This window comes from Sediminitomix flava, from assembly GCF_003149185.1.
Taxonomy (GTDB): Bacteria; Bacteroidota; Bacteroidia; order Cytophagales; family Flammeovirgaceae; genus Sediminitomix; species Sediminitomix flava.
In genome coordinates this window covers 756,313-769,183 of the sequence record NZ_QGDO01000002.1, presented here as the reverse complement: position 1 = coordinate 769,183, position 12,871 = coordinate 756,313, and the positions used below count along the sequence as shown (strand labels likewise).

Annotated in this window: 11 protein-coding genes; 6 read left to right on the top strand and 5 right to left on the bottom strand. The window is 36.0% G+C overall.

The features are described from left to right. Positions 1-99 precede the first annotated feature (99 nt). Positions 100-606, top strand: coding sequence for a TlpA family protein disulfide reductase (locus BC781_RS10255; RefSeq protein WP_109617240.1), 507 nt, complete (start codon positions 100-102; stop codon positions 604-606). A gap of 18 nt (positions 607-624) precedes the next feature. Beyond that, on the top strand, positions 625-1,302 hold the full coding sequence (locus BC781_RS10250; protein WP_109617238.1) for a thioredoxin family protein: 678 nt from the start codon (positions 625-627) through the stop codon (positions 1,300-1,302). 134 nt (positions 1,303-1,436) lie between these two features. On the opposite strand, the gene BC781_RS10245 is transcribed toward BC781_RS10250, so the two are convergent. Both BC781_RS10245 and BC781_RS10240 read right to left on the bottom strand, forming a co-directional pair. After that, on the bottom strand, positions 1,437-2,750 hold the full coding sequence (locus BC781_RS10245; protein ID WP_109617236.1) for an anaerobic sulfatase maturase: 1,314 nt from the start codon (positions 2,748-2,750) through the stop codon (positions 1,437-1,439). Between the two features lie 225 nt (positions 2,751-2,975). Continuing rightward, complete coding sequence (locus BC781_RS10240) at positions 2,976-4,340, bottom strand: NAD-dependent succinate-semialdehyde dehydrogenase (protein ID WP_109617234.1); 1,365 nt, start codon at positions 4,338-4,340, stop codon at positions 2,976-2,978. 415 nt (positions 4,341-4,755) lie between these two features. On the opposite strand from BC781_RS10240, the gene BC781_RS10235 reads away from it, so the two are divergent. Next, positions 4,756-6,201: a nicotinate-nucleotide adenylyltransferase gene (locus BC781_RS10235; protein ID WP_109617232.1), complete on the top strand. Its 1,446-nt coding sequence runs from the start codon at positions 4,756-4,758 to the stop codon at positions 6,199-6,201. Between the two features lie 73 nt (positions 6,202-6,274). Here BC781_RS10235 and BC781_RS10230 read toward each other — a convergent pair whose 3' ends face one another. The 3 genes from BC781_RS10230 to BC781_RS10220 form a co-directional block, all read right to left on the bottom strand. Further along, positions 6,275-7,543, bottom strand: coding sequence for a DUF937 domain-containing protein (locus BC781_RS10230; RefSeq protein WP_109617230.1), 1,269 nt, complete (start codon positions 7,541-7,543; stop codon positions 6,275-6,277). A gap of 237 nt (positions 7,544-7,780) precedes the next feature. Further along, positions 7,781-8,728 carry a bifunctional methionine sulfoxide reductase B/A protein gene (locus tag BC781_RS10225; protein ID WP_109617998.1) on the bottom strand — a complete coding sequence of 316 codons (948 nt, stop codon included), beginning with the start codon at positions 8,726-8,728 and terminating at the stop codon, positions 7,781-7,783. 107 nt (positions 8,729-8,835) lie between these two features. Then, complete coding sequence (locus BC781_RS10220; protein WP_109617228.1) at positions 8,836-9,432, bottom strand: precorrin-2 dehydrogenase/sirohydrochlorin ferrochelatase family protein; 597 nt, start codon at positions 9,430-9,432, stop codon at positions 8,836-8,838. Between the two features lie 50 nt (positions 9,433-9,482). On the opposite strand from BC781_RS10220, the gene BC781_RS10215 reads away from it, so the two are divergent. The 3 genes from BC781_RS10215 to BC781_RS10205 all read left to right on the top strand — a co-directional run bounded on the left by BC781_RS10215 (position 9,483) and on the right by BC781_RS10205 (position 12,864). Next, entirely contained in the window at positions 9,483-9,941 is a 459-nt protein-coding gene (locus BC781_RS10215; protein WP_109617227.1) for a GreA/GreB family elongation factor, read from the top strand. A gap of 229 nt (positions 9,942-10,170) precedes the next feature. Then, positions 10,171-11,502, top strand: a complete 1,332-nt coding sequence (locus BC781_RS10210) for a sensor histidine kinase (protein WP_109617225.1) — start codon at positions 10,171-10,173, stop codon at positions 11,500-11,502. Between the two features lie 12 nt (positions 11,503-11,514). After that, positions 11,515-12,864 carry a sensor histidine kinase gene (locus BC781_RS10205; RefSeq protein ID WP_109617223.1) on the top strand — a complete coding sequence of 450 codons (1,350 nt, stop codon included), beginning with the start codon at positions 11,515-11,517 and terminating at the stop codon, positions 12,862-12,864. The last annotated feature ends 7 nt before the right edge of the window (positions 12,865-12,871 follow it).

The window sequence follows — 12,871 nt, the reverse complement described above, 5'->3', positions numbered from 1 at the left end:
TTAAATGTGTGTGTTGTCAGTTCTAAATCCTCAACATATTTGATTATAAATAGTTAAAAAAGTGGTATTATTCGGTAGAAAAAATCAGATACTATAAGTATGAAAAAAGGATTGTATCAGTTTGTAGTTTTATGTTTCTCAGTATTACTCTTGGGAGCATGTCAGAGCGAGCAAAGCAAAGAGGTTAAAGAAGTAAAAGTATTCTCAAAGTTTGAAGACCTTGAAGCATATTATCAGCCAAAAAATGATAAAGTGAAGGTGATTAACTTCTGGGCTACTTGGTGCAAGCCCTGTATTAAAGAATTGCCACATTTCAATGCATTGGTAGACACACATGCCGATGATGTAGACCTACTTTTAGTAAGTCTTGATTTTGCCGATCAGATTGATAATAAGTTACTTCCATTTATGGAAAGGAAAGGGATAAAAGCAGAAGTTGTGTTGTTGGATGATCCTGCCATGAACAAATGGATCAATGAGGTTTCTGAAGAGTGGACAGGGGGTATTCCTGCAACTTTGATTTTGAAAGGAGATCAGCAGTATTTCTTTGAAAAAGAATTCTCAAAAGAAGAATTAGAACAAACACTTAGTGAGATTATTCAATAAATTTTTTCCTACACAAAAATGAAAAAGTATCTAATGTTGGTTTTGGCTGTGAGTTTCTTTGCAGCTTGCCAAGCTCCGAAAACAGAGGAAGCTAAAGAAGAGAAGAAAGAAGAAAAGACTGTAGCCATGTCAACCGAAGCTCCAGCAGCAGAAGGTTACAAAATTGGTGATGTAGCTACTGATTTCAGCCTAAAAAACATTGATGATAAAATGGTTTCTTTGGCTGATTATCCTGATACAAAAGGATTTGTAGTGATTTTTACTTGTAATCACTGTCCTTATGCTAAGGCTTACGAAGATAGAATTGTAGCTTTTGACAAAGCTTACAAGGAGAAAGGTTATCCAGTAATTGCGATCAACCCGAATGACCCAACGGTACAAGAGGCAGACTCTTTTGAGTTGATGAAAGTAAGAGCTGAAGAAAAAGGATTCACTTTCCCATATTTGATGGATGAAGGACAAAAGATTTATCCGCAGTATGGAGCAAAGAAAACGCCTCACGTTTATGTATTGCAAAAAGAGGATAAGGGCTTAGTTGTGAAATACATCGGAGCAATTGATGATAACTTTAAAGATGCTAGTAAAGTAACAGAAAAGTATCTTGAAAATGCAGTAAATGCATTGTTGGAAGGTAAAGAAGTAGAGGTAGAAACTACTAAAGCAATTGGTTGTTCAATCAAGACAGCTAAAGCTTAAAAGCTATTTCAAACTTATAAAATAGAAGCCATCTCAATTAGGGGTGGCTTCTATTTTTTTAAATAAATAATCCCCCCAAACAAAGTCTGAGGGGATTCATAACAAATGCTAAACAAACAACTATAATAAATATCTTAAATGCTTTTTTTCAGCTTCTTTTTCTCTCGTTTCAACTCTGCTTCACGCAGTTTGATTAATTCCATAATTTCTGCCGGAGCTCTTCTCAATTTGAGTAGTTCTCTCATGGTATGCATGTATGGCGTGATGTGTTTGTAGAATGCTTTGTAACCTCCGCACAAATAGGCAATGTTCTCACCGTCTTTGGTCTTGTTCCAACGGTGTTTTGGACAAAGACCGTTACAAACTTGCAGATAATCACAGTTTCTACATTGCGATGAAAGACTATCTTGTTTCTTATTACCGAATTGTCTTTGAACATGAGATGTTGCCATCTCGGTAAAGCTTTTATCTCTAATGTTTCCTAGTTTAAACTGAGGGTAAACATAGTGATCGCAGGTATAAACATCTCCATTGTGTTCTAAGGCTACGCCATCTCCACAAGTTTTGGCATGAACACAGGCAGATGGATTTTTTCCGACCCAACCTTCTAGCGCTATGTCAAACTGTTGAACAAAGATTTTTCCTACATCCTGACGAACCCATTCATCAAAGATTTTATTGAGGAAGTTACCCCATTCTTCAGGTTTTATACTTTCTTCTGTTACTTGTGTTTCACCTGCATAATCATCAGCTACTTGTTTAAGAAGAGCTTTTTCATCTGTTGCATGACGATCTTGAACAGGAAGAAACTGGTGCCATTCGCTTCCAATATGTTTGAGGAAACGGTAAACACGCAAAGGGTGCTTTACATTTTTACTATGAACTACTGTAAGTGTATTGAAGCGTACATTATATTTTTTCAATAGTTCAATAGACTTCATGATACGATCCCATGAGCCTTTTTCCCCTTTATTTACGCGATAACAATCATGTAAATCTTCAGGGCCATCAATAGAAACTCCCACCAAGAAATCGTGTTTAGCTAAAAACTTAGCCCACTCTTCATCGATTAAAGTTGCATTGGTTTGGATGGTATTTTCGATTTTTCGACCATCCGAATATTGTTCTTGTAGCTCAATAGCTTTTTCATAATAGTCAATTCCGAGTAGGGTAGGTTCTCCACCTTGCCACGTAAACTGAACTACTGGATTTTCTATGGGTTGAGAAGAAATATATTCTTTGATATATCTTTCCAAAATCGCACTAGGCATTTTGAAATGCTTTGGCGTTGATTTTTTGTCTTCGTAGATGTTTTCTTTTTCTAGGTAATAACAATAGGTACACTTTAGGTTACAAACAGGGCCTATTGGTTTTGCCATCACATGAAAATGGGCTTTACTCTGATTTATTTCTTTTTCTGCAGTGAGAAAATCAAATGTTTGAGTCATGTGCGTTTGTTCGTTTAGGTTCAAGGTTGTTTTGTTTATTTTTCAAATGTCCACTTTATAGTGTGTGATCTGTATTCTGAAAGACGAAAAAAATATCCCAAAAGACGAAAAAGACTTAAGAAGTAATAATGTTTAAAATTTATTATCTTTTATAGAGTAACGTTATAAAAAAACAGCTCTGAAAATTTGATTTCAGAGCTGTTTGTATTTTTAGTGAAATAAGAATTACAAGTCTTTTGGAACGAAGATACGTTTGATATTTACAAACTCCTTAATTCCTTCTTCAGCCAATTCTCGTCCATAACCCGAACGTTTTACTCCTCCAAAAGGAAATCTAGGGTCAGATTTTACGAGATTATTAATAAATACATTTCCCGTTTCTATATTTTGAGCAAAGAACATGGCTGTTTGTTTGTCTGAAGTCCAAACAGAAGCACCAAGCCCATATTCACTAGCATTCGCAATTTGGAGCGCTCTTTCTTTGGTGTCAAATTGAGCGACACACATCAGAGGACCAAATGTTTCTTCTCTGAAGACGGTCATGTTATCTTTCACATTTGAAAGCAATGTAGGTTCAAAACTAGTCCCATCTCTTCTTCCTCCAATTTCAAGTTTTGCTCCCTCTTCCAGACTTTCTTCCAATTGTCTTTCTAGGTTTTCGGCCAAATCTATACGTGCAAGACAGCTAAAGTTAGTATCAGCTAAAAGAGGATTTCCAACTTTCAATTTTTCAATAATTGCTTTTGCCTTTCTCACAAATTCATCATAAACTTCTTGGGCTACCAAAAATCTTTTGGCATTTATACAAGCCTGTCCTGCATTTGACATTCGAGATTGAACAGCCACTTTTACTGCTGTATCAATATTTGCATCAGCCATTACAATGAAAGGGTCACTCCCTCCAAGTTCTAGAACAGATCGTTTTATATTTTTACCTGCAAGCATAGCTACAGAGGCTCCAGCTTTTTCACTACCAGTAAGTGCAACACCTTGTACGTGGTCGTGCTCCATGATTGTTTCAACTTCTTCTACATCAACGATCAAAGACTGAAAGACGCCCTTTTCAAAGCCAGCTTCTTCAAATAATTGTTCAATCATTTGAGCACAGCCAAATACATTTGGTGCGTGTTTTAGCAGTACTACGTTTCCTGCCATTAGAGCCGGGCTTGAAAATCTGAAAACTTGCCAGAATGGAAAATTCCAAGGCATGATTGCAAGTATACCGCCAATGGCATCGTAGTGAATATAGTTGAACCCAAGTTCATTCGTTACCTCTTTTGCTTGTAGAAATGATGCAGCATTCTCTGCATAAAATCTACATACAAGAGCACATTTGAGAATTTCAGCTTCGGCTTCCTCTCTTAGCTTTCCCATTTCTAAACTTATGAGTTCGGCTAGTTGCTCCTTGCGCTCCTCAAGAATAGATGCTAAGTTTTGAAACAATTCAGCTTTTTGTGAGAAGCTTTTACGCTTCCAAAGCGGAAATGCGGTTTCACTGTCTGCCAGTTTTTCTAATAGCTGTACTTCATCTAGTTTATCATATTCGGCTATTTTTTCTCCAGTGAAAGGATTTATACTCTCAAACTTCATAAATGTTAGTCGTTAATGCTGAACTGTTATAATGTTATATTTCGCCGTGTTGCTGTAAAATTTCTACAAATTTATTCTTGAAATCTTATAAAAGAATAGGTTCACAGATAAACTGTGAATTATCATATTTGTTTAACTAACATTTTCATATTTGAAAGAAGTTTTTTTTATGAGAATATCACAGACTGTGCGGAAGCATTGATAATGTTTCTGATAACACGGTGTCTTGTCGAAATATTTTCATTTGAGCTTAACTCTATGGATAAAACACAATCTATAAAAGTTTGGTTACCTATGTAGTTTTGCGGGATTTTTGCGATACTATCTATGCAGTAGAAGTATTGTTTTATTAATAAGATTTCGACTACTTTACTGTCGTACAGATCCCAAATTCGAAAGTTTTACCGTATTGCACATGGACTTCAAAAGGTTGTCAACCAAAGATAAGGCACTTAAAATAAACCTTGATAACACAATTTATGGCTCATTGGCCGAAATCGGAGCGGGGCAGGAAGTTGCTGCCAACTTTTTTAAGGCAGGAGGAGCTTCGGGAACGATTGCGAAAACAATGTCAGCCTATGCAATGGCATTTTCGGATGCCATCTATGGTCCTGAAAAAAGCGGACGCTATGTTTGTCAAAGCCGATTGGAAAAAATGCTTCACAGAGAGTATTCGCTCTTGGAAAAGCGTCTTCCAGAAAAAGCAGCAAACACTAGATTTTTTGCTTTTGCCGATACTATAGAAGCACTAAACTACAACAGAACAAATGAAGGACATGGTTGGCTCGGTTTGAAGTTTCAACTCACGCCACAAAGCGAACCAAACCTCTGTGTGATTCACGTAAAATTGAAGGATAATGACCCTATCATTCAACAGCAAACAATCGGTATTATAGGTGTCAACCTTATTTATGCTTGTTTCTATCACTCAAATGATCCTGAAGAACTGATGCTTTCTTTCATGGATGAGCTGAATAAGCATAAACTTCAAGTAGACTTCTTCTCACTTACAGGTCCTGACTTTAAAATTGATAACCGTCTTTTCAGTTTGAAACTTGTGAAGCATGGTTTGTCAAAAGCGACAATGTTCGGCCCTGATGGTAATTTAATGATGCCAGCAGATGTACTTTATAAAAAGAACATTTTGGTATTGAGAGGGCGTTTCAGACCAATCACACATATCAATCTTGATATGATGGAGCGAAGCTTGGAGCAGTTTAAACAAGAGCCAGACGTTGATCCAGATAATATCATCACTATTGCGGAGCTGACACTGAATAACCTCAGAGTTAAAAATCAAGATATTGATGAGCAAGATTTCCTTGACAGAGTCGATTTATTGACTTCGATGGGACACACCGTACTGATTTCTAATTATCAAGAATATTATAGATTGACCAATTACCTTTCAAGATTTACGAGAGGTCGTAAGATTGGGGTTACAATTGGTGTTTATAACCTTGAATACATTTTTAACGAAGAGTATTACAAGAATCTGAAAGGTGGAATCTTAGAGGCATTCGGTTATCTGTTCGGTAGAAATGTGAAGATGTTTGTTTATCCATCATACAGAAGAACAGTTGAAGGTACAGACAATTCGTTAATCCTAACAGGCGATGACATTGCTTTGTCTCCTCATCTGAAAAACCTCTTCCAAACGATGAAGGATATGAACAAGATTGAGAATTTGGAAGGCTGTAACACTGAACACCTTCATATTATCTCAGATGAAATCATTGCGAAAATTCAGAATAATGAAGAAGGTTGGGAAGAGATGATTCCTGATGTTATTGTGAAGCAGATCAAAGAAAAATGTCTGTTCCAATACCCTAAGCCAAAACCAATAATGAATCTAGAATAGGTATTCAAAGAATATAAAAAAAGGATCTTTCTTAGCGGAAAGATCCTTTTTTAGTTTTGGATTTTACTACTCTTTACTTTTTCAATCTAATGACACAGAATGTATCAGATTGTGAAGTTTCTTTACCAACACTGATATTATCTTCGCTTACTCCTTGTTTGATCAGTCCAAGTTTTACATCATTTGCCATACTTGTATTCCCGATCACTTCTGCTTCAATATCTGGGTAAGACTTCAGAATAGAAGCAATATTACTGAGCTGCTTGCTATCTGGTCTTAATACATCGCCACTAACTTTGAACGCCATATCCTTCAAATTAGGATTGTAGTCGTTGATGAAGTTTAGCATTTGGCTTTCAACACTAGATTCTCCGATAAGCATGTCAGTACCGTCTTTCAACTCAATTTCTACCAGATTTTTAGCAGACTGACCACCCCTTGTTTTAAATTCATCTTCAGAGAAATCTGTTGTAGGAGATGGGCTATTGAGGAAGGTTGTCCATACGAAAATACCTAAAATTGCCACTCCAGATGCAGCGAGGGTCTTTTGAAGGAAACCATTTTCTTTCTGACGTTTTCTACTGCTACTACTGGTAGATCTTGGTGCATTACGAATGCCGAATTCAGGAGGAACACCATCAATATTGATGTCATTCTGAACTTCCTGTTCCATTTCTTGCTCTACAGCTTTCACATGATCTGGAAGTTCTTCTTCCGTACTTGTCATGATTTGCTGTGCTTCATCTAATTCTGAATCGATATCTTCCTCAAGTTCATCGACAATATTTTCATCTATTACTTCAGAACTAGAGTATAATGACATTCCTTGAGGAACGAGATCTTTGACGAAGTCTTTTTGTCCGAGAAGGAGTGTTTTCAAACCAGTGGCATCTAATCCATTGTTTGAAATTTCCTTTCCTAAGCTCCCTAAAATAAGAGGTGTTATTAAATTGAGAATGCTTCCTGCAGAACCACTAGATAGACCTGTTCGCTCAGTAATCAGATTGATGACACTTTCTATATTTCCTCCAAAAAGATTTGATACCAATGATTTTCCTGAGCTAAGAATACTTTGTAAACCATCTGAATTACCAGAGGTAAGTGCACTAGTTAGGTCTGAAATCGTACTTTCACCTAAGTTATTTCCTTGAATTTGGTCTAGAATTTCTTTTGCCCCATAGCCTTCTGAGGCCTTGTTAGCGAGGGCAGATACAATAGAAGGGCTAACGTCTTCAATAGCTTGTTGAACTTGTCCTTGATCACTCCCGATCTGTGAGGCAACCAATCCAGAAAACTGATCACCAACTTGTTCTCTTAAAACATCTAAAAGGTTAAAAGCCATAGCTATGTAATTTTAAGATTAGATAAGCTTGAATTATAAGGAGAACAAGTGCGGTTTTAAAAAAATTTATTTTGGATTTGAATTCTAGTCCAAATGGGGAAAAAAGACGAAAAAGGGTTTCTTTCTAAGAATAAATAGAAAGTTTATGGAGAATGAAAATGGTGAAAATGGGTAATAAAAAAAGGATAACTATAACTTTAGCTATCCTTATTTCTTACTGAATTTCTAATTCAGACCTTAAAACTTTTCTTCGTATTTGTGACAGTAAGGAGTGCCCCCTGTGCCTTCATAATAATCTTGATGATAGTTCTCTGCAGGCCAGAATTTATCGAACTCTGAAACTTCAGTGACTACATCATAACCTTTGGCTTTCAATTGAGCAATGAGCGTGACTGCAGTGTCCTTTTCTTGTTCTGTTTGGTAGAATATTGCCGAACGATACTGTGTCCCGATATCTGGCCCTTGACGGTTAAGTTGCGTCGGGTCATGTGTTTCGAAGAAGAGTTTTGCAAGCATTTCATAGCTAATCAAATTTGGATCGTATTCAATTTTGATGGCTTCCGCATGTCCTGTATTCCCCGAACAAACTTCTTTGTAGCTCGGGTTATCGGTTGTTCCGCCTGTGTAGCCTACAGTGGTCGATTTTACTCCTTTTACTCTTGATAAGTAGTATTCAGTACCCCAAAAGCAGCCCGATGCAAAAATGGCTTCTTTTGTTGTTTCCGCTGCTTTGGCAGGGATAAAGTTCATTGATACTGAATTGACACAGTGTCTTACGTTTTTGTCAGTAAGTCTTTCACCTTCAAAAACATGCCCTAGGTGTGCGCCACAAGAATTACAGAGAATCTCGGTTCTTCTACCATCTGCATCTGTTTCTCTACGTACTGCACCTTCAATTTCATCGTCAAAGCTTGGCCATCCACAATGAGAAGCAAACTTATCCTCTGATTTGTAAAGTGGTGTATCACAACGTTTACAGGTGTAGACTCCTGTTTCAAAATGCTCGTTGAAACGCCCTGTGAATGGACGTTCCGTCCCTTTGTTCACAATTACATATTCTTCAAAGGGAGTTAGTTTGTTGAATTCTTTTTGACTCATGGCTTTCGAATCATTTTTAGTGCTTGTATTCTGTGAACAGCCTATGACAGGAAGCAACAACATGAGAAAAAATATTATTTTTTGCATAGCAGTTGATTTTTGGTGCTTTTGCTTAGGCATACGTCATATTCAGTGAATTGATATTCAGTCTAAGTAGCTTTGGCGTTATTTATTATTATTTAACGAAGTGTGAATTACTCTTTATCTTTATTTTTGAGTTTCAAACTCGCAGTCAATTCATTTAATTCTTTCACCTTGTGTTCAAAATCTCCTCTAAGCTGATTACGGAAGTACTCCAAATGATCTAATAATTCATTGGTTTCATGCGGTAATCCTTCTTCCAAGATTTCTCTCAAACGTTTGGCAAAAGTTGGCGACTTTCCATTTGTAGAAATACCTACTTTCAAGTTACCTCTAGTAACCACAGAACCTAAGTAGAAATCACATAGGTCAGGTGTATCTGCTACATTGATGATTTTGTCATACTTTTTGGCTACCTCATAAATTTCAAGGTTTGTAGCCCTATCGTTTGTAGCTGCCAAAATGATCTGAGCTTCTTGAATATCTTTTTCTTCCCAAGCCCTTTCTTCAACCTCAATAGCTACTTTTTTTTCAGCAATAAGATCGGTAACATCGGTGCTTACTTCTTTAGAAACTATTTTGATATTTGGATTGGGGCTGTTTTTGAGAATGAAAAAAAGTTTTTCATGACCGACAACTCCAGCTCCAATGATTAACATTTTGAGACGGTCTAATTTTAGAAAAACTGGGTATAAAGGATTCTGTTCCATGAAATAAACTGTAACTTTGTAATCAATTAATTGGATTACATAAATATAAGATGGATTCGACAGCTATTAAACAAGAAATACTAGAGAAGTGTTTAGAGATTCATGAGCAACGTATCGCTCATGCACAGCAAGCAATGGAAAGTGCACAGGCTTCAGCCAATGCAGAAGAACGTAGTACTGCTGGAGATAAGCACGATACGAGCCGTGCGATGAGTCATATCACGAGGGAGTTGAATGCAGAGCAGTTGAATGAGTTGTTGGAAACAAAAAAAGACTTATTACAGCTTAATATTCAAGATGAACAGACAATCATCAGAAAAGGAGCTATAGTTAAGACTTCTCATGGAAATTTCTTTATAGCTATTCATGTTGGACCTGTAGAGTTTGAGGGGGATACTTATTTTGTGATTTCACCAAAAGCTCCAATCGCGAAAGTTTTGTTAGGGAAATCGGTAGGAGAATCTTTTGATTTTAATAAACAGAATTTTACTATAAACGAAGTCTTTTAATAGCATTTTTAGATGCTAGATCTAAATATTGTTACATTCTTTGTGATGGAAAATGTAGGAAAGCAGCTTGAGAAATCAGGCTGCTTTTTTTATTTCTTTTTCTATAAACAGAATAGGTTTGCACTGTAGAAGGAGAATGTTGTAAGTCTAGAGTTTTCGAATAGCAAATTTTACTTCAAATAGCTGAGATTTGGTACATTAACTATATCTGACTATTCAAAAAGTTTATATGTTACTCAAAAAAATAGCAATTCAACTTATTGGTGATTCTCAAACATTGACGCTCGCTCAGAGAATGTTGAATGGTGTCTTTTTTGGGGCTATGGTTGGAGATTTAATTGCTGTCATTTTTTTATCAATTGGAGATTTGTCCTCTAGTTTTATAAACCTTCTTTCATTTTATGTCTTTCTATCTTTAGTTGGGTATATCTGTACTCGAGTGTATCAGAAGTTTGTGATAGGACTATTTTTATATGTTCTGATGCAAGTATCAATACTTCTTTTTGAGTGGAAAGATAATAGTGGTGTAAGCGGGACGTTAACTTTGTCATTCGTTACATTTTTAATTTTGGATTATCACCTTTTTCCTAGAAAATATTCCAATCATGTACTGTTAGTTGGTGGCTTACTTTTTATGCTATTTGTTTTTTTAGAACTAACATTTCCTGAGGTCATTGTTTACAGTAATATTTCAAAATATACACACATCGTTCATTGGCTTATCATGATAATATTCAGCTTATCAGTACTCATTTTATTCCGAAATGAATATGATAAAGCTCAAATATTATTGACTAAACAGAAGGAAGAATTGAAAGAGGCTTATTTGAAAGAGAAGGAATTGAATGGTTTAAAGAATCAGTTTATTTCCATGGTTTCACATCAGTTCAGAACCCCAATGACTGTTATTCATAGTTCTACAGAATTGATTGAGTTACACACTGCTCAAAAGTTATCCATAAATGATAAGGAGAAAGTCAATAAGCAGTTTCACAGGATTTATGATTCGATAGATGGCATAACGACTATGATGGAACGTGTGCTAGCTTTTGGAGAAGTAGAGTCGAATAAAATAAACTTTAGACCAACGAAAGAAGATTTGGTGGGGCTTTTAGAACAGTTGATTTTAAGGTATCCCTTAAGCTCGGATATTCATAAACAAGCGCTAATTGTTAAGGGAGATCCTATTCAAGTCAACATTGATAAAAACCTAATAGAACATAGTGTTTCAAACCTTATTTCAAATGCAATAAAGTATGATACGCAGAGTCGCTTTCCACAAATCATTATAAACTTCCAAGATGAACATCTGGAATTATCTGTGATAGATAAAGGGATAGGCATTCCTGAAGATGATCAGGAAAAGTTATTTACCCCTTTCCATAGAGCTAAAAATGTAGGGACATATAAAGGAACAGGTATTGGTTTGGCTGTGGTAAAGCATTTCATAGAGCTACATGGTGGGAAAATCTTAATTAGGAGTAAGGTGAATGAAGGGAGTGAGTTTACCATCAAATTACCCTATAGATCGTCCATAGAATCAAAGAAAGTTGAAGCTTAAGAATCAGTTATCTTGCTAAAAAACATAAAGCACATATCATTTTCGAAAGAGTCAATTTTCGGAGGTTTAAATGATTTACCCTTAGAACAGAGAGTTCTAAATGGAATACTCATACTAAGTGGTTCTGGAAATATAATGACGCCATTAGTCCTACCAGAAGGAGGGATGTCAAGCACTTTTAGTTTGGCGCTGTATGTCACTGGAACCATCTGTGTTTTAGGATATATTGCTTCAAGGTTCTGGGATAAATTTTTACTAGCCTTGATACTCTTGACAGGAGTTCAGATCAGTATTATAACTCTTGCTTGGTTTGAGAACGGAGGCTTGAGAGGGGTTGTGCCTATATGCTTTATCGTGGTTTTGATGATGAATGTACAATTTTATCCATCTCACTATATTCGTCATCTGATTGTCGGTGCTATCGTCTTATTTCTGGCTTATGTGATTCTTGAACTTCATTTTACGCATTTACTATACGGAAGGGAAGTAACAACAGCGTTACTCATTTTTAATTTTGGAATGATGATCACGTTTTCATTTTCAATTTTACTTCTGTTTAAGTCTCAGTATAAAAAGTGGGAGAAAGAAACTTTAGAAAAGGAGAAGAAACTTGCGCTAGCACTTGAAAAAGAAAAAGAACTGAATGCTATAAAGAATCAATTCATCTCAATAGTTTCTCATCAGTTTAGAACACCAATGACCATTATTCAGAGTTCAGCCCAGCTTATTGCTTTACAAACAGCGAAGAAACTAAAAGAAGAAGATAAGAATCGTTTAGATAAACAGTTTAATCAAATTTATGATGCTATAGATTTGGTAACGAGTATGATGGAACGAATTTTGGATCAAGGAAAAATAGAATCAGGGCAGGTACAGTTCAAGCCATCATCTCAAGACCTTGTTCAGACGTTAAATAAAATAATAGGTAAATATCAATCAAAAGGTAAGTACCAAGACCTAAAACTTAAAGTACTAGGTACATCTCAAAATATTTTATTTGACCAGAATCTAATGGAGCATAGCATTGATAACTTGATTTCTAATGCTATTAAATATGACCCTCAGCACAGAACACCCGATGTTTCTATTGATTTTCAAGAAGAACAAGTCATTATAGCTATAAAAGATAGAGGTATCGGAATCCCGAAAGAAGAACAGGAAAAGCTGTTTTCACCCTTTTTTAGGGCAAATAATGTATCTAATATCAAAGGAACGGGTGTCGGGTTATCTGTGGTGAAGCGTTTTGTAGAATTACATCAAGGAACAATTAGCGTAGAAAGCGAAGAAAATGAGGGGAGTTGTTTCTACATAAATTTACCCTTAAAACCCATTAAGAAACTACCAATTTCTCAATCAAGCTAGAACCCAA